Here is an 18,017-nt window from a genome sequence, read left to right on the forward strand (position 1 = left end):
TATCCTTACCAATCCCCCTGCAAGTCATTAGGATTGCATTTATAATTATTCAGAAAATTCTGATGATAAAATATAAATCGAAAACAGATGATGAGGATCGTGAGGTAAATTTAGGCTCTGTTGGCTTCAAAGGCTATCGAGAAAGTGAAAAGTTAGTTTTTGAAAATCAAAAAGCGCTGTCTATACTGATAGTTAGAAAAATAATATTTGGGATTCCGCGTGAAAAGTTCGCTTGATTTAAATCTGACCCGAATTTTGTGCGCTATGGTAGAAACAGGAACGGTGTCACTGACCGCAGAAAGGCTGGACATGAGTATTTCCGCCGTCAGTGTGGTGCTAAATAAACTGAGAAAGCATTATAACGATCCAATTATGTTCAGAGGTGGCAAGGGAATGCAGCCAACTGCATTGACGCTTGAATTATATAAAATTTTCAAACCTGCACTGGAAATGATGGATTCAGGGGTTAATAAAACGGCGCTACTTAACGAAAAAGGCGTTGCTATGCGCACCGTCAGGATACGGAGCAGTTCGTTAGTTGAATTCTGGTTGCTGGGCTGCATGATGCAACACCCACCGGACAGCCACGCGGTGTCGTATGAATTCCTCTCCAATCAACCTTCCGGGCAAAAACGGATTGAGCTGTTAAGAAGGCGGCAAATCGATATTGATATTGGTTTTAGCCTTGAGAATGACAGTGCAATTCAGCGCTATCCGCTATTTGAATCCGGCTCGGTATTGGTCTGCCGACGCGACCATCCGCGAATCAAAGCGGCGGTTACCTTTGAAGAGTTAAAAGCCGAAGAGCTATTGGGTTGGATCTTGCCGCAGGACGCGGTTGAAAAAGAGCAATACTTGGTTTCATTCGATGATATTTATACCGTTCACCGCACCTACCGCAGCACCTCGTTTACCAACCTGCTGATGCATACTGCTCACTCCGATGCCGTGATGTTTGTTCCCGCGCCCTTTGCCCCGCAAATGTGTGCAATGTTACCGCTAAGAACCGTCAAAACGGCATTTTTGGATAGCAGTAAACTGAGTATTTATGCGCATATTCATAAGGCGCAAAAAGCCGATCCGGTGTTACAGCACATTATTGGCCTGTTTTCTCAGTGGGTGGGCGCGGGCAAGTAGCCCCTCAGTCGCGAGGGGCTATGCGGGTGATATTAACGGAACGGTGGCTCATTGAAGGTACGCAACTTGCGTGAATGCAGTTGGTCCCCCTCAGCACGCAGCAAATCGATGGCACGAATACCGATCTGCAAATGCTCAGAGATAGCGCCTTCATAGAAATGGTTGGCCTGCCCCGGTAATTTTATCTCACCGTGCAACGGCTTATCCGAAACACATAGCAATGTGCCATACGGCACCCGGAAGCGATATCCCTGAGCGGCAATGGTGGCACTTTCCATATCAACCGCCACCGCACGGCTCAAGTTGAAGCGCAGTGCTGAGGCAGAAAAACGCAGCTCCCAGTTACGATCGTCAGAGGTCACAACCGTACCAGTGCGTAACCGTTGTTTGACCTCGACGCCGGGCATCCCGCTAACCGCTTTGGTGGCGTCATACAGCGCCCGCTGCACCTCGGCAATACTGGGAATAGGAATGTCTGGCGGCAGCACCGCGTCCAGCACATGGTCATCGCGCAGATAAGCATGTGCCAGCACATAATCGCCAATCGCCTGACTTTCACGCAACCCGCCGCAATGCCCAATCATTAACCATGCATGGGGTCTGAGAACCGCGAGATGGTCACAAATGGTTTTGGCGTTCGATGGGCCAACACCAATATTCACCAGCGTTATACCATGCCCGCTTTCGGCGATTAAATGGTATGCCGGCATCTGATGCTTTTTCCATGCCAGATCAGAGGTGGTCTTCCCCGGATCGGCATTTTCTGCCGTAATGTAGCTGCCACCGGCACAGGAAAGTGCCTTATACGGGCTGGTAGGATCGAGGATCTGCTCACACGCCCAACTGACAAACTCATCAACATAACGGCTGTAATTGGTAAAAAGAATATACGGCTGAATATGTTCTGCCGGTGTGCCAGTATAATGTTTTAGCCGCGCCAGTGAGAAATCGGTACGCAAAGCATCGAAATGCGATAACGGGAAATCTGCGGTTGCGGTTTCAATGCCATCAGTGATGCTGTCGCCGATTTTGGCCAAATCGGTGGTGGGGAAATGCAGTGCCAGGTCGGCGGTCATTGAGCGGTCTAAAATCAGGTTAGAACCGTCAATGACAAAGGGATAGGGCATCTCTTGTTGTGACGGTGTCACTTCAAACACCGCGCCGTACTCATTTTCCAGCAACTGAAGCTGTTCGGTCAGATACTCGCGAAACAGTGCCGGCCGGGTAATGGTGGTGCTGTATTGACCGGTGCGGGAAAAACGCCCATAAGCACGGGTGCGTTGTTGGTCACGCAATCGTCCATCCCAACTGACACTGAGCTGCGGATAGGAAAATACCCCTTTTGCTCTTTCGCCCACATCAGGTAAAGAGCCATCACGGATAAATGCACTAATGGCATCACGCAGCGCTGCCAGAGCTGACTCATAGAGCGTGTCCAGTCGATCAATCGCCTCAGCGGCGGATAGATGGGCGGTATTTTGTGATTGATTCAAGCTAGCTCCTTGCAGTACCAGTAAAGGCGGTACTGCCAGCTTACTAAATTAGCTGGCAGAGCTAAACGTGAAGTTTTAAAGCAAGGCCAAATTACTGCTCCGTGCGGTGCATCTTCAGTGGCTGAGTGATCAGTTGACTGCTTGCTGCTCCCAACCATTTTTCTCTTGCCTTTACCTTATCTGCTTTGAATTCTTTCAGCGCAGCGGCGAGTGAATTTGCAACATTGTTGGTATAAACATCAGCAGTGGTCGGAGGTAATAGATCGGCAGGCTCCCGTGACGGCTTACTCTGCCCGGTGGTGACAAACGCGGTTGCACTTGCGGCCACCGGAGGCGCTGGCGGTGGGCTACTCGGCCTCTGTATCTGTCTGCCCTGCCCGCTAAACTTCTGCCCGGTGGTGACAGGTTCTTTTGCATTTGCCGCTACGGGATCTGCTTTGACGTCACGAGTGACGGCTTTAAACTGCGAATTAAGGGGCGGTTTGGGGGCCGGACGGCAGGGTTTCAGCGCTTCGCTCCTCGTATGTACTGGGCTTTTTGGCTTTTCTTCCCCTGTATTTATTCGACTCCGCTCGAATTGAACCAACGCAGGTGTAAGCGCATTTTTAATGTTAGCAAGGTCAACAGGCTTAACACTACGAAGAAGGTTAGCAAGATCAGTAATGCTAGGAGCCTTACGATTAACGGCTTCGCTCCCCTTCATTTCTAAGGCTTCGAACTTCATCTTATCAGTAGGTTGCGGTGCTTTACCTTTCGGTTTTGAGGTTTCCAACCCTCTCTTTGCCGCCTCGAACTTCATCTTATCGGTAGGTTGCGGTGCTTTACCCTTCGATTTTGAGGCTTCGGGTCTTTTTTCCATGGTATTAGAGGCCTGGGACAAAGCCTGTCCCAACCGAGTTGTTGCATTACCCTGCACCCCAACGGTGTTTAACTTAATTGACTGCAACATACGGCTAAAAATTTTCATTTATCGTATTCCTACTTATTATTCCTGCGATAAGGTAAGCCGCAGACTTATTCAGGTCTTTCATAAAGTGACTATTGGCCTGGCCCCCACCGTTATTAATGCCTTTTATTGTGCATTCCCTCTTTTGCACCATGCGCTTATCGGCCGCCGCGTTCAAAACAACGGGGCATTTTGCCCTTTATTCCACCGTTTGATTCCTGCTTTTGGCCCTAAAGTAGTTGTTGTCGCAGACAACATATTTTTCTGCCTTGGGCATCATTACAAAGGTCTTTTTTGCGTGGCAAAATCATTTTTACGCAGTGGCAGTTTGGACGATATTCTGGCGTTAGGTGAGAACGGGCAACCGGTTTATGCCTCCGCATCTCAGATAAGAGAAGCGCTACGTCTTAAAAAACAGCAGCATATCGCTGACTGTCTGGCTATTCCTCAGCTTAATGAACAATGCGATCGCATTGATTGGTATGCGCCGATTGACGGGAATGTTACCTCCTGGCTGGCAGCCAGTAGCACCGAGCGCAAAGCGGCAATCAAACAATTGTCGGTGTGCCTGTCGAGTGTCAACGAATTGTGCCAGCGGGCGCAACAATCCGAAAAAGCCGCCCAGCGGTTATTCGGTGTTTTGTTAGCCAAAACCCTGCAATTCCCTGATCAAAATCACGTTTATCTGGTTGCGGGCAAGCCGGTGATCACCTGTTGGGGGTTTGTCAGCCAAGATAAAAAAATGCGTCCCGATCCGCTCGATTGCTTACGTCTGACCACTGAACCCCTTGAACCTGCGGTTATGACAGCAGAAACCGCGATGGCGGCGAAAATCACGGCCCCCCCTGTGACTAACGCCGCCCCAATGACCCCGCCGGTGACCACTGAAACACCACCGGCACCCGTGCTTCCTCCTGAATTGCCCAACCCGACCCCACCCGCCAAGCCCCGCGCGCGCTGGCAGCGTATCCGTTGGGCATTACCGGTTCTGGCATTGGTGGTGGCGCTGATAGTGCAATTCAGTGGCGGGATGCCCGCAACACCGATTGCGGCCAAGCCCGTCGTTGCAGAGCCAAGAGACATCATTGCACAACCTAAAGTTGTCGCGCCGGTGGCCATTGAGCCAGTCACTAAGCCTCTTATTACGCCGCAACTCCCGTTGAGTCAGGCCACCGTTGCCCTGCCATTAGAAAGTGCTGCGACACCAACCGAACCGGTTGCAGCAATCAGCCCACCGTCCAGCGTTGTGAGCAAAAATGCGCTGATCCTCCCTGCGGAGGCGGTCAAAATTGGCTCAACGACGTTCCTTAACGGTAACTGGCGTGTTAGCCCGGATATCAAACCGTCGCACACCGGTAAGGCACCGAGCTTGAAATATCAGCTCAAAAATGGCAAAGGCACGGTAAGAATCACCCACGGCGATAATGTTACCTGCCGCGCCAATGTCACCGCAGGGCTGATGAAATCAGGCAATTTGGTGATTAATAGCCGCTATAGAGCGCAATGCAGTGATGGTTCGAAATATCAAATACCGGAGATAGTCTGTAAGCAAGGTGTTGAGGGCATTGCTGATTGCAAAGGTCGCTATGATGCCAATACCACCCTTTCTATGATGATGAAGCGTGAGAGTAAATAACACTATGCTGGCAACGATCACGGATTATAAACAGAAAATTACGCTCATTCAAAACAGCGGTATTCAGTTTTTGGACTTTGCTTTAACACCTGAGACCGATAGCGAACTGCCCAACAAATTTGTCAGAAAAAGTGCTAATGGCCCGTTGCTACGCCTGAATTATCACTCACATAATGGCAAATACTCGCTGATGGTTCCGGGGGCTGCCCCTGAAATTGTTAAACCCGAGTTTAGCTTCCCGCTGGAACAATCACTCAAGCTACTGAATAAGATCTGGTTGCCACTGCCGTTCCTGCGTTTTAGTCCCCCGCGCGCCTTTGTCAGCGGGCCAGATAATTGGGCCAGAGTGCAAATATTGCAGTTGGATACGCCGGATCAAGATGGCAATACCCTGCGCGTCACGCTTGCTTTTGATACTAAAGTCTATCCGGAAGGCCACGCCTGCGAGAATCTGGCACCGAATGAGAACGATATCAAAACGGGCCTCAGTTTTGCCTTGGCTTACCACAATGAGGAAATTGCCGAATTCCTCGATCTCACCTGGGTTGACGGCTGGTTACGTGAAGTCTTTACCCAGCAAGCGTCACAACAAGAAGAGCGCAGCGCGCGCCATATTACGGTGTCGCTGCGTGAGTTTGAGTATCAGGCCCACTATTTGAACTTACTGGAATTACTGGGCCGTCAACTGGCTATACCGGAAATCAAACTCAATACCAGCACCTTGCAAGAGCCGGCGGTGAATGTTGACCTGATTCTGGACGTGGGTAACTCCCATACCTGTGGCATTTTGGTGGAAGATCATGTTGATGAAAGTCATGGGTTGAAACAGAGCTATGAATTACAAATCCGTGATTTAAGTGAGCCTCACTCGCTGTATAACGAATTATTTGAAAGCCGCGTTGAATTCGCACCGGCAAGATTCGGTAAACCCAACTTTTCAGTCGAAAGTGGCCGCGATGACGCCTTTATCTGGCCCACCATTACCCGCGTTGGCCGGGAAGCCAGCCGTATGGCTTTACAGCGAGTAGGAACCGAGGGTTCTAGCGGTATTTCCAGTCCACGGCGTTATTTGTGGGATGAAGAAACTTATGCTGCCGGTTGGCGTTTCAATAACACGCCAAGCGACTCATCCCACGAAACACCGGCAACGGCTCTGCCGCTGACCCACTTGCTCAACGATGACGGGCAGCCGCTATATAACTTACCGGCGGATGAGCGCTTACCGGTTTTCTCACCCCACTATAGCCGCAGCGCAGTGATGGCGTTAATGCTGGCGGAATTACTGTCACAGGCGCTAATGCAAATTAACAGCGCGGCGCAGCGGATGAAAATGACCCATGTTAATGCGCCCCGCCAATTACGTTCCATTATTCTTACCCTGCCCTCAGCGATGCCAAAACCAGAGCGTGAAATTTTCCGTCGCCGGATGCATGAGGCTATCGCCCTGGTGTGGAAAGCGATGGGATGGCACCCCGCCGATGAGAATTTTGCCACAGAGCACGACTGGGCGAAGAGCCAAGTCCCAGTGCCTGACGTGCAGATGGAATGGGATGAAGCCACCTGTGGTCAGATGGTTTACCTGTATAACGAAACACAAGTTAATTTCGGGGGGCGCACTGCCGCCTTCTTCGCCAGTATGGCAAGGCCGGATAAGCAGTTGGCGGCAGATGAAATCGCAGGGAAAACCTTGCGTATCGCCTCAATTGATATTGGTGGGGGCACCACGGATCTGGCGGTGACACAGTACTGGCTGGACGATGGCCTGGGTAATAACGTCAAAATTAGCCCACGCCTGCTGTTCCGTGAAGGATTCAAAGTTGCCGGGGATGATATTTTGCTTGATGTCATCCAGCTCTACATTCTGCCAGCATTACAGGTCATGCTGAAAAAAGCCGGGGTGGCTAACGTAGATGGGCTAATGGATAAGCTCTTTGGTAATGAAGGCCGGATGGATGGGCAATCGACACTGCGCCAGCAAGCGACGCTGCAAATTTTCATGCCGGTTGGCCGGTCAATACTGGAAGCCTATGAACGTTTTGACCCGCTGGATACCGCCGCTGAGATTGACGCCAACGTCGGTGAACTGCTGACACAGCGGCCGACAGATAACGTATTGGAATACATCAACAGTGAAGTCCAGCGGGAATTGCCGGCCGATGCCGCTCTATTTGATATCTTGCATGTGCCGTTAGTGGTGAAATTGAGCAAATTGCACGCTGAGTTTTTATCTAACCGCATGAGTATTACGCAAAACCTGCGTTCTCTGTCTGAAGTGGTGTCGCTGTATGCTTGCGATGTGTTGCTACTCACTGGCCGCCCGTCACGCTTCCCCGGTATTCAAGCGCTATTCCGCCATCTGCAACCGTTACCTAACAACCGCATTTTATCGCTGGATGGCTACCACACTAATGATTGGTATCCATTTAATAAAAATGGCCGCATTGATAACCCTAAATCCACCGCCGCAGTGGGGGCCATGTTGTGTTTGCTGTCGTTAGATTTACGGCTGCCAGGTTTCTACTTTAAAGCGGGTGATTTCCAACCTTATTCAACCATTCGCTACCTGGGGATGCTGGACAGCAGTCAGGCCCTGACTGAAGATAATGTCTACTACCGTGAAATTGATCTGGATAGCCCGCATTTTAGCTTACCTTCCGCCCCCGATTTCCAAGTCCGTGGTTCTCTGTGCCTGGGATTCCGTCAGCTTGATAATGAGCGCTGGCCTGCCTCGCCACTTTATACCTTGTCGATTGTCGATCAAGAACTGGCGCGTAAAGTTGCCGGTGACAGCGTCTTGCAGGTCAAATTGCAATTGACAAAAGAAGATAAGCTATCGATTGGCCCAGAACGTTTTGAGATAGCCGATGCCGTATTACAAGATGGCAGCCGCGTCCCCTCGCATCACTTGCGCCTCAAATTAAACACATTAGCCAGCAATGGCTCAGGATCAACCCATTATTGGATTGATAGTGGGAGCGTATTTAGAAAATGAAATCGTTAACCAACCAACAACTCCACAGCCAGCTTCAGCAGGTGACTCAAGGCATTGATCAAGCTATTGACTGGATTAGCACGGTGCGTCGACACGCTGCGCGTCTGGATATTGAAGCCGATCATCTGACGATTAAACTGCGCCGAGTCGCTAACAAAGCCCGCCATCTGGCGCAGACATCGCGTAATGCGATGACGATAGGTTTTTTCGGGCACTCCAGTGCGGGAAGAAAATACCTGATCTCAGCGTTGATTGCCGATGAGCGTGGTCAGGTAGCAACCCGCCTTGGCGGTAAAACACTGGACTTCTGGCAGCAAATCAAACCCGACTATCAGGCCAGTGGTTTAGTCACCCGCTTTAGCCATCACGCGGTAATCACCGATGAGGCTTATCCGGTGCGGCTTTCTCTGCTGAGTGAACAGGATATCGCCAGAATTATGGCGACGGCTTTCTTGTTGGATGGCCATCAGGAAAAAGCAGGTCATGCGCTGGATGAACAATATATAACGGATCATCTCCAACAGTTGGCAATGCACCGGCAACCCGTGGCAGTGGCCGGTATCAACAATGACGATGTGATTGCGCTTTGGGATTCGCTGCTGCGCCATGATGCTTTGCGCCAAAAGACGTTGGAAACCCATTTCTGGCCAGCCGCCGTCGCGTTGGCTCCTTACCTTAGCATTGATGATCGCGCGCGACTGTTTGCCTTACTGTGGGGGAAAGTGAGGAATTAACCGCGGCTTACCGCCATTTTGCTTACACCTTGCAGCACCTTGGTCATGTACAGCAAGTCCTGGCCCCGCTGGGTGTATTGGTGGATGACACCCTATTACCCGCCAATGGCATCATGAATGTTGCGACACTCAGCGACCTAAATACCCCCGCCGATGTCCAGATTCAGGTACGCCCTTGTACAGAGAGCAATGCCAGCGAATCGGTGACGTTGTCACTCGCCGAGCTTACCTTGTTGACGGTCGAATTAACTATTCCATTACAAATGCCGGCACAGGAAAAGGGGTTTGAAACTGTCGATCTACTGGATTTCCCCAATTTTAGTGAGAAAAGTGACCTACCGCCTCACGCTGAAGATGATTGCTATCCGTTGGCGAATCGGCTTTCGCGGGCTAAGAACACCTATTTACTGGAACGCTACACCGATAAACAGCAGATCAATTTGTTATTAGTCTGTCAGGCAGTAAGCCTGCGAAATGAAGTAAAACACATGGGTAAGGCATTGGATTATTGGGTTAAAGAGACTCAGGGCGAGAATACTCAAGTTCGATCGCGCCGTAATCCGGGCCTGATTTGGGTGCTAACACCTTTTGACCAACGCATTGTAGCGGAGAAACAGCCGCCTATTTTCGTCGCAAAAGACAAAAATTACGATGAAGCGGTACAGCGCTCAGTCGGTAACCCCGGTGACAGTTGGGGCACCATGCTGGCAGTTGATCAACGTGGCGTTGAACGGATGATCGCTTATCTGTCGAAAGAAATTCACCGTGGTATCAAAGCTGAACGCATCAGCGAGCAACTGCAAGAGCTGCAACGGGAATTGGTTGATAACCTGTTGCTGGGCTGGCATCAACCGACGTTTAATGAAGCACAACACAAGCGACGTATAGCAGAAATTTTGCTCAAAACATTGCAAACCCGAACCGGGGTTCACGGCGAATTGCTGGAGAGATTACTTCCCTCACGCGAAGAGTTACGCCACCTGTACTTATTTGCCGGCCAGCGACAGCAACAGGTTGGCTCAAATGAACCGCGCAAGCCTCAAATTAACACCGAGCCTTTCAGTATTGGCATTGATATTGACTTGTTTAGCGACTCGCCCGTGTCGATAGATCCGCTGACTCCCCCGGCTCCGGCGGCGAGTGACGATTATGAAATGGAATACGCCACCCGCGTGCAACGCTACTGGATAAATCACCTGCGTCAACTGCCCGATAACGGCCCATTGGTTGAATTACTTGGTGTCACTAAGCCCACAATTGAATTATTAGTGTCTGAACTTATCACCGCCAGTATTCGGCTGGATGTTGCTGGCAGTTTGGTCAACATACTGGCCGATAACGAACAAGTTGGCTTGCATCGCGAAATGAAAGCAGACCGTCAGGTGTCGCGCGTTCTGGCGGTATTGGGCGATTTTGTTGCCTGGTTAGGTTTTTTACACGTCAGTGAAAACCAGCGGCCCGAGAGCCGCATCAACCGGGGTTATAAAATATTTGCTCATCCCCCTCAATCGGCATCATCGTTAAGCGCCTCACTCCGTTTAACTAAATTATCATTAGCACCGACCAATAATACCGCCTTTTATATTTATGACTGGCTGGTTGGCTTGGGTGAAATGATTACTCAAAATGAAGGGCATTGCGCAGGAAACGAAATCAGTGAATTGCATCGCCAGCAGTTGGCCGCAATAGTTGTATTGCTTCAACCTAAAGCCGAATAATAAAACTCAGTAAAACAGGCCATCGCGGTCAGCGGCTGACTACGATGGCCTAAGTTTCGGCTATAAGGCTCGCAGGACAATAATACCCGGCGTTTTTTTCACATATTCCATGAAAGGTGAGTCAACAACCTTGTTATTACCTTTCAGCGAAGATGCATTTCGCAGCATTGGCCCGTTGTTGGTCATGATAAATATGCCGGTATGTGTGACATCCAACCCTTGAATTGAGGTATAGATACCGATGTAATCACCGGATCTCAACTGGCTGATTACCGTGTCATCGATAAACTCAGGGGGTATAAACGTTACATTCCGTGGGGTAACACCCAGTGAAGGAATAAACTCCCCACCCGCTTTTTTCTGATTCAGATGCTTCATTATCGTGACCGCATGAGGGCTAATTTGTGCAGTAACATCTTGCGCGTTTAACGGTTCTCTATTGGCCCAATCGGTAAAGAAGTGCTTGCGATGTAGATAATTTACATTGCTATCAATATAGCGTGTTCGAATCACCTGTTGAATAAAGTCAGATTTAGCGGTGGTTTTACGCAATGCTTCAACATAATCAAGGTAGGTAAAACAGTCTAACCCTCTGAAGTCTATCACTAACTTTTCGGGTTCAGTGTTTGAACCAACTAACCTGTTAGCTTCATAAGGCGTTCCTAAAAATTCGGCTGAAATCTGTGTGATCGCGTCTCCGGCACTGCGGTTATGCGCTGTTTTTGCCTGTGTTTCAATAATGCTATTAATGCGACTGGATGTGTAGTTATCGATATCGACTATTTCGTGCGGGTTATTTTTCGCACCGCACCCCACTAAAGCAATAACAAAAATCCAAGGTAACAATTTATGCATAAGTCCCTTCTAATGCTTTATCAAGCAGTTTCCATTCACGTCAAGGATTGATACTTTACTGTTTGGCTTTTAAACAAAGTGTCAACAAAACGTTACCTCTTGGATTTTCAATGAGTTTTGTTTTTACCCTCACCCATTTGTCTATTTTTGCCAGTGTGGCGTTAAAGCCGCAAAAATTAAAAAATATCATTAATATACAATGTATTATTTGTTTCTGATTAAAGCGGCAATACCCTATTGTGTCGATAACTCTGTGATCAACTTTGGATTTTTGCATTCTGCCTAATCTATACGCTTGTGCCTTTGGGCTAATCGTGTTTATCTTTCAAGGCTTATTACACTACTTGATGAGATACCCCGTGAACTATTCCACTGCTAATTTCGCCCTACTACAAAACACTGCGCATGTTGACGCAGTCGTAGTCGTGCGCGTCCTAGTGGTGGTGGTCGGCAGCGCGCCGTAACGGGTAACGAATCCAGAAAGATTCCCAAACCCCGCCGGCGCGAGCCGAGCGGGGTTTCTTTTTTGCCCCACTCTGTTAGCGCACCGGCCCTGATGAAGGATATAACAATGCGTTATACAGGTGCCCAATTGATCGTTCGTTTGCTGGAACAGCAAGGCATTACCACTGTTGCGGGCATACCCGGTGGAGCCGCGTTACCGCTGTATGATGCACTGGGGCAAAGTCGTATTATTCGCCATGTGTTAGCGCGACATGAACAAGGTGCGGGCTTTATGGCGCAAGGCATGGCGCGCGCCTCAGGGGAAACGGCCGTTTGTCTGGCATCCAGCGGTCCCGGAGCCACCAATCTGGTGACCGCCATTGCTGATGCCAAGCTAGATTCAATCCCGCTGGTTTGTATCACCGGCCAGGTTTCCTCCGCCATGATAGGTACAGACGCTTTTCAAGAGGTCGATACTTATGGCATGTCGATCCCCATCACCAAACATAATTATCTGGTACGTGATATCAGTGAGTTACCACACGTCATTCCGGCCGCGTTTCGCATTGCTCAATCAGGTCGCCCCGGCCCGGTATGGATTGATATTCCTAAAGATGTGCAATTGGCACAAATCGACTTAGATACCTTGCCCGCACCCGGTGTTGCGGATGAACCTTGCCCGGTTGATCTAAGCGCTATCGCTCAGGCCGCTGACATGATTAATCGTGCTGCCCGACCGGTACTGTACCTGGGCGGGGGCATCGTCAGTTCAGAGGCGCATCAGCAGGCGATTCAATTGGCAGAGCAAGCAGGTTTGCCAACCACCATGACCTTAATGGCATTAGGCACCATGCCGGTTGACCATCCGTTGTCGCTGGGTATGTTAGGGATGCATGCCGCGCGCTCAACCAATCTGATTATGCAGCAAGCCGATTTATTGATTGTTCTCGGCGCACGATTTGATGATCGAGCCATCGGTAAAGCCGAGCAATTCTGCCCTGATGCCAGCATTATTCATATCGATATCGACCCCTCCGAGCTGGGTAAAATCCGCCGCCCCCATTTGGCAATGAATGCAGATATTAAACAGGTATTAACGCATTTATTACCGCTGATCGAGGCGCAAGCCCGCAGTGAGTGGCGAACTACCGTGAGTGATATGCAGCGTGAATTTCCATTCAATCAGCCCAATAGTGGCAACCCTTTGTGTCACTACGGTTTAATTCGGGCCACCGCCGAGGCGCTGGATGATGACTGCATCATTACTACCGATGTGGGTCAGCATCAGATGTGGGTGGCACAGGCTTATCCGTTGCGTCGACCGCGGCAATGGCTGACGTCCGGCGGGCTGGGAACGATGGGATTCGGCTTGCCTGCGGCGATGGGTGCCGCGTTAGCCAAACCACAGGCCAAAGTGGTCTGCTTTTCCGGCGATGGTAGCTTGATGATGAATATTCAGGAGATGGCAACCGCGGCGCAGGAACAACTGAACGTCAAGATTATTTTGATGAATAACCAATCACTGGGCCTGGTTCATCAGCAACAGGAGCTTTTCTTTGGTAAACGAATTTTTGCCGCCGACTACCCTTATCGCACCAATTTCATTCATATCGCTGAAGGGTTTGGTTTTTCCACTTGCGACCTGAATACCGCCACCGATCCTTATGCCGCATTACACCAAGCCCTGAACCGCCCAGGGCCGGTACTGATTCATGCGCTGATTGATGTGGATGAAAAAGTGTATCCTATGGTGCCTCCGGGCGCGGCAAATATCGATATGATTGGAGGCGAATAATATGAATAATCAACAGGTTGCTACCCATAAAAACGCAGAGCAGGTCACGCTGGTTCTCACCGTGCGTAACCACCCTGGCGTTATGTCCCACATTTGTGGTTTATTTGCTCGCCGGGCATTTAACGTCGAAGGGATTTTATGCATGCCTTTGGCCAGTGGCGAGGAAAGCCGTATTTGGTTACAAGTCGTCGATGATCAGCGTCTGTTGCAAATGATCAGCCAGTTAGAGAAGTTGGAAGATGTACTGGCGGTGCGCCGATTCGGGCCAGAAATGGTGATTTTCAATCAAGTAGAAGACCTGGTTGCGAATCATAAGTGACATTGTCACTAATACTGAACTGATTTTAGAAAGCCTGTCGCCCGCACTACTGTTAATACGCAGTAGTGCTATGAGCGCGGTTATCTGTTAGACCGCGCAATATCCCCTTTAAATACCAAGCGCGCTAACACACACCAGATTACACAATGTTAATGTTGATTACATTTTAATCATAAAACGCGTCAGGTATCGCACCCGTTGCTAAATTTTGGTATGGGTATCAACTTAAGCTGGTTACCTCTCTCCCCCGGCATTTATCCGCTTGGGTGAGAGGGTTCTGTTAAGAGACAGAAAATGTATTTATCACAATAAGCAGGTATATAATATGAATACTCAAATAAAATCTATTTTTGCTATTGCTATCATTGCGTTAGCCAGCACCAGCATCGCTCGCGCAGCCGATCCAAAAATTCCGTGGGCTGATAACAGTGGTAGCACTGAAAGCACGCATATTGCCGCAGTAGGGCAAGACTTGAATGCGCAACATCAAGCGGTTACCAAAACGCAAGAAGGTGTTTGGGCCGCTAATAGCGGCAGTATCAGCCAGGATGAACAGGCATTACAAAGCCAGAAACCCGCCGTCGTTGGCACCCCCTCTTTAATGCCACATCAAGGGTAAGCATGGAATACTTATTATCTGAGCAGGGTCATTATTGACAATATAGCGGCAATGACCCTGCTTTAACGGGAAGGTAATGAAATTATGCCAATAATAATGTTTTTAATTCAGCCAGTGAACTGACCTGATAACGCGGCGCAATATTTTTATCTGCGGCGGCACCGTGCGTATTAAGCCAGCAGGTATCGATTCCGGCATTAATCCCGCCTTGAATATCTGAGTGAAGATTATCGCCAACCATAAGAATACGTTCTTTAGGTGGATGATTCATTAAGCTGAAAGCGTGCTCGAATATCGCCACATCAGGTTTAGCTATGCCCACTTGCTCAGAGATAATCAAAGGTGAAAAGATATTTTGTAAGCCTGTGCGCTCTAACCGGAGGGTTTGAAGTTCGGTAAAACCGTTGGTAATAATGCCCATACTCACTTTTCCCCTCAGTGCATCAACTAACTCACGCGCACCGGGTAATAAGGAACAAATATCGGCCATTGCCAACAAAAACTCGCTGTTCAGGCGTGTTGCTGCCACGCCCAATTTTTCAGCCCACATCTCAAAACGGGTATTTTGCAACTCGGAGGCCGATATCTTGCCGTTTTGATAATCAACCCATAATGGCTGGTTAACCAATTGATAATAATCGAAATCCTGTACGGAAAACTCTACATTAAAGCGCGAAAACATCAGTTTCAACCCTTGATAAGCATCAAAGTGAAAAAGTGTTTCATCCGCGTCGAACAGTATCCATTGGTATTTCATGACGATTATCTCTCTGACATCATTAAGCGCGCTATGGTAGCGATTATTGTGAGCCAGCTCAAGTGAGGTTATTGTGGTTTGCTTTCCCGCCTTAAATCATCAATGCTGCTGATATTTCACGATTAATCATAACAATAGCATCGCCAGTGATCAGTGGACTATCAAATGCGGCCAACACTTTTCGGTTAATTTCAATCAGCACGTCATCAAGTTTAATTTCCATATCTGCCGCAATATCCGCTAATTTTTCACGTTGCCAGGCGTCACGAGAGATCAATAGTTTCAAGAAGGTTATGCTGTCTGCTTTCATCTCTGCGCAAATTGCAGCCATTGATTGCGCACTTATTTCTGCTTCTTGCGGTGCGGCCACAGTTTCAGTGGCAAAAAGCGTTTCAAGCCGTTCAACTAACGCCTGACTTTCGTTTTTGAGTAGGTTTACGCGATCAGTGTCATTAATTACTTCAGAGGTGGGTGCGGGCAGGCTCAATGTCATTGGCGTCGCACGACTATCAAGATCGCTATAGACCAGTTTGCTATCCAGGGCAAAACGCTTATAAACCCGTTCAAGGAACTGCACTTCTTGCGGTGTAATCGTCCCTTCGGCCTGAATCAGATGAGCCAGAAAACGGGCAATCGCCCGGCGGTTTTCCACCGACAGCGGTTCCAAATTATTCTTCAACGCCAGCAAGGTATTGCTCTTTCTGATCCCTGGCTGTAAATAAGCTTTCAAGCGCATTCGCTGACCGGGGCTAAGATAACTCCAGGCATCAATATGTCTGGTCAATATTATTGATTCCGGCTCTGCGATACGCCCATCAATCATCACTGCGGCACAGGCCAGCTCCACGGCCAACATGGTGACACGGTAAGCGGCAAAACTTGCCGATTCGGCCAACATTGATTCAATAGGGAATAGCGCCACCGTATCTTGCAAGGTTGGCGTGCGATTATCCGCGCGCACATCCGGCTCAATACCAACTTGCAACGAGGCTAACGCATAACTTAATGCCATCACCTGGCTACGAGATAGCCGTTCTGGCGGTTTGGTCGCACAAGCGATACTGAGCCGGGTAAAAATCTCATCCAGAGTGGTGAGTAACAAACCATAGCCCACTCTGGCCTTAATACTCTCCAGTTCTGTTTTTAGTGCCTCAGACCACAATGGCATGGGCAGTAATAATTGCCCTTCTAATGTGCTCTTTTTCTGCGGATTGACGCTGGCAAAGCGGTTATAGATATCAAGATCTTTTTGGCATGTTTCAAAGATTGAACGCAGTTTATCGCGATGCGATTTGCACACTGCAACATTCGGCAGATCGCCTATCTGGTGGAAAAATTCTTGCCCCATTAACCCTGCGGAGGCCGGTCGATAGAAAACCTGCAACTTCGTTTTATTGACCGACAATAAAAACCCATCTCCGTACTGCGCCTGATAACGTTGTTGGAAAAGTTGAGAAAAAACGTCAGCGCAATGCGCCATAGACGTAGCTTGATTGATTGCCGGGTCTGCTTCACCCCAAGCCAATGCCCACGACGCAGGGAGCGGCTTCTGGTCAACGGCCAATTGCCCTAAACCGACCAGTAATGCCAATGGCAACTCGGTGGACGCATCGCGACTGAGTGGCGGCGGAGAAAGATAGAGCTTCTGCTCTATATTCACTCTGGCAATATAAACTAATAAATTCTGAGCATAATGGTTAAATGCATTATGTTTCCCATATATATTTAATAGACGATTAATTTCAATTTCAATAATGGGAAGTTCTTTTTTTGCCGTTGTGTCTATACCTGCATCAATCAATACCCGGTGTTCCAGGCCATAGAAGAATAAAAAGACATAACCTATATGCGCTGTAGGAGATTTACGCCCTTCCGATAGCCACTGCAAATAAGCTCTTCTTGCCTCTGGGCTGCACGTTGAATAATCAGGTGTGTTATCGGTCAACGGTAGGGAGATATCTATTTCTTCGCTGGCTACATCCATTGAAGGGTTAATAAAGGCAGGCTCCGCACCGGTGCGGTTACTTTTGTATTTATTACCGATATAAATCATGCCATCTGGCAAACTTAACCCGGCAACCACAGCCAATTCACCGGGCCGCAGCCACGATGCGCGAGCCAACGATCCTCTTGAGGTTTCGGCTTGTTTTGCTTTTAGTTTATCAGCCGCCTGCTCGCGTTGGGATGAGATATCTTCTGGCGTTTCTACCGCTTGCGTGGGGGACACAGTTAACGGGTAGCCCCCCAAGTCCGGGATTGTAGAGACTTTGTGCATATCCGGCGTGATAGGCGGCCCGGCATGAGGTGTAGCCTCTTTAAGATTTTGCCAGACAAAAAACAGACATAAGATAGCCGCACTTAACGCAATCCACGTCTCTCTTGGGATACCGGTGAACAGCCCTAAAACGACTACCAATAAGATAACCCAGCCGGTACCCGTCGATTTTTTCTTCGCCACGATGGTTTATATGCTCCTATCTTAAAATAGTCATTTTTATGCTGCCGTTAAGGGCAATATTTAATAAATAATTCTTTTGTGCCGATATTTCTGGGTAATACACAACGGCCCCCC

General features: G+C 49.0%; 12 protein-coding genes and 1 pseudogene. 8 read left to right on the forward strand and 5 right to left on the reverse strand.

From position 1 onward, the window contains the following. The first annotated feature begins 62 nt into the window (after positions 1-62). Both YALDO0001_RS21215 and YALDO0001_RS08500 read left to right on the forward strand, forming a co-directional pair. The gene (locus YALDO0001_RS21215) at positions 63-236 is read left to right on the forward strand and encodes a hypothetical protein (RefSeq protein WP_004702024.1); all 174 of its coding nucleotides are present in this window, start codon (positions 63-65) and stop codon (positions 234-236) included. Next, entirely contained in the window at positions 220-1,137 is a 918-nt protein-coding gene (locus YALDO0001_RS08500; RefSeq protein WP_042839603.1) for a LysR family transcriptional regulator, read from the forward strand. The genes YALDO0001_RS21215 and YALDO0001_RS08500 overlap by 17 nt, the downstream gene beginning before the upstream one ends. A gap of 32 nt (positions 1,138-1,169) precedes the next feature. Here YALDO0001_RS08500 and YALDO0001_RS08505 read toward each other — a convergent pair whose 3' ends face one another. Together YALDO0001_RS08505 and YALDO0001_RS08510 are read right to left on the reverse strand one after the other, a co-directional pair. Beyond that, a complete protein-coding gene (locus YALDO0001_RS08505; protein WP_004702028.1) occupies positions 1,170-2,630 on the reverse strand; it encodes an AMP nucleosidase in 1,461 nt (486 codons plus the stop codon). A gap of 91 nt (positions 2,631-2,721) precedes the next feature. Then, the gene (locus tag YALDO0001_RS08510) at positions 2,722-3,597 is read right to left on the reverse strand and encodes a hypothetical protein (protein ID WP_004702030.1); all 876 of its coding nucleotides are present in this window, start codon (positions 3,595-3,597) and stop codon (positions 2,722-2,724) included. A 277-nt stretch (positions 3,598-3,874) separates the two neighbouring features. Between YALDO0001_RS08510 and YALDO0001_RS08515 the strand changes: the two genes are divergently transcribed. The 3 genes and pseudogenes from YALDO0001_RS08515 (at position 3,875) to YALDO0001_RS08525 (ending at position 10,656) form a co-directional block, all read left to right on the forward strand. Then, complete coding sequence (locus YALDO0001_RS08515; RefSeq protein ID WP_042839617.1) at positions 3,875-5,212, forward strand: SrfA family protein; 1,338 nt, start codon at positions 3,875-3,877, stop codon at positions 5,210-5,212. 4 nt (positions 5,213-5,216) lie between these two features. Then, the gene (locus YALDO0001_RS08520; RefSeq protein WP_004702034.1) at positions 5,217-8,204 is read left to right on the forward strand and encodes a virulence factor SrfB; all 2,988 of its coding nucleotides are present in this window, start codon (positions 5,217-5,219) and stop codon (positions 8,202-8,204) included. Then, positions 8,201-10,656 (forward strand): annotated as a pseudogene (locus YALDO0001_RS08525) (putative virulence factor). The gene YALDO0001_RS08520 and the pseudogene YALDO0001_RS08525 overlap by 4 nt, the downstream one beginning before the upstream one ends. A 60-nt stretch (positions 10,657-10,716) precedes the next feature. On the opposite strand, the gene YALDO0001_RS08530 reads toward YALDO0001_RS08525, so the two are convergent. After that, the gene (locus YALDO0001_RS08530; protein WP_004702039.1) at positions 10,717-11,511 is read right to left on the reverse strand and encodes a DUF1460 domain-containing protein; all 795 of its coding nucleotides are present in this window, start codon (positions 11,509-11,511) and stop codon (positions 10,717-10,719) included. A 571-nt stretch (positions 11,512-12,082) separates the two neighbouring features. Between YALDO0001_RS08530 and ilvB the strand changes: the two genes are divergently transcribed. The 3 genes from ilvB (at position 12,083) to YALDO0001_RS08550 (ending at position 14,688) form a co-directional block, all read left to right on the forward strand. Next, a complete protein-coding gene (gene ilvB / locus YALDO0001_RS08540) occupies positions 12,083-13,750 on the forward strand; it encodes an acetolactate synthase large subunit (protein WP_004702043.1) in 1,668 nt (555 codons plus the stop codon). Position 13,751: 1 nt separating this feature from the next. Further along, positions 13,752-14,069 (forward strand): acetolactate synthase small subunit, encoded by a 318-nt coding sequence (gene ilvN, locus YALDO0001_RS08545; RefSeq protein WP_004702045.1) that lies wholly within the window; start codon positions 13,752-13,754, stop codon positions 14,067-14,069. Positions 14,070-14,394: 325 nt separating this feature from the next. Further along, on the forward strand, positions 14,395-14,688 hold the full coding sequence (locus tag YALDO0001_RS08550) for a hypothetical protein (protein ID WP_004702047.1): 294 nt from the start codon (positions 14,395-14,397) through the stop codon (positions 14,686-14,688). 82 nt (positions 14,689-14,770) lie between these two features. On the opposite strand, the gene yjjG is transcribed toward YALDO0001_RS08550, so the two are convergent. Together yjjG and YALDO0001_RS08560 are read right to left on the reverse strand one after the other, a co-directional pair. Further along, positions 14,771-15,445, reverse strand: a complete 675-nt coding sequence (gene yjjG / locus YALDO0001_RS08555) for a pyrimidine 5'-nucleotidase (protein WP_004702049.1) — start codon at positions 15,443-15,445, stop codon at positions 14,771-14,773. 91 nt (positions 15,446-15,536) lie between these two features. Next, on the reverse strand, positions 15,537-17,903 hold the full coding sequence (locus YALDO0001_RS08560) for a tellurite resistance TerB family protein (RefSeq protein ID WP_004702051.1): 2,367 nt from the start codon (positions 17,901-17,903) through the stop codon (positions 15,537-15,539). Between the last annotated feature and the right edge of the window lie 114 nt (positions 17,904-18,017).

Origin of the sequence: Yersinia aldovae ATCC 35236 (assembly GCF_000173735.1) — a bacterium.
In the GTDB taxonomy this organism is placed as follows: Bacteria; Pseudomonadota; Gammaproteobacteria; order Enterobacterales; family Enterobacteriaceae; genus Yersinia; species Yersinia aldovae.

Coding starts and splice junctions, on each gene's coding strand:
- yjjG (WP_004702049.1), bottom strand. CDS start 15,445: ATGAAATACCAATGGATACTGTTCGACGCGGATGAAACACTTTTTCAC.
- YALDO0001_RS08520 (WP_004702034.1), top strand. CDS start 5,217: ATGCTGGCAACGATCACGGATTATAAACAGAAAATTACGCTCATTCAA.
- ilvN (WP_004702045.1), top strand. CDS start 13,752: ATGAATAATCAACAGGTTGCTACCCATAAAAACGCAGAGCAGGTCACG.
- YALDO0001_RS08550 (WP_004702047.1), top strand. CDS start 14,395: ATGAATACTCAAATAAAATCTATTTTTGCTATTGCTATCATTGCGTTA.
- YALDO0001_RS08510 (WP_004702030.1), bottom strand. CDS start 3,597: ATGAAAATTTTTAGCCGTATGTTGCAGTCAATTAAGTTAAACACCGTT.
- YALDO0001_RS21215 (WP_004702024.1), top strand. CDS start 63: ATGATAAAATATAAATCGAAAACAGATGATGAGGATCGTGAGGTAAAT.
- YALDO0001_RS08530 (WP_004702039.1), bottom strand. CDS start 11,511: ATGCATAAATTGTTACCTTGGATTTTTGTTATTGCTTTAGTGGGGTGC.
- ilvB (WP_004702043.1), top strand. CDS start 12,083: ATGCGTTATACAGGTGCCCAATTGATCGTTCGTTTGCTGGAACAGCAA.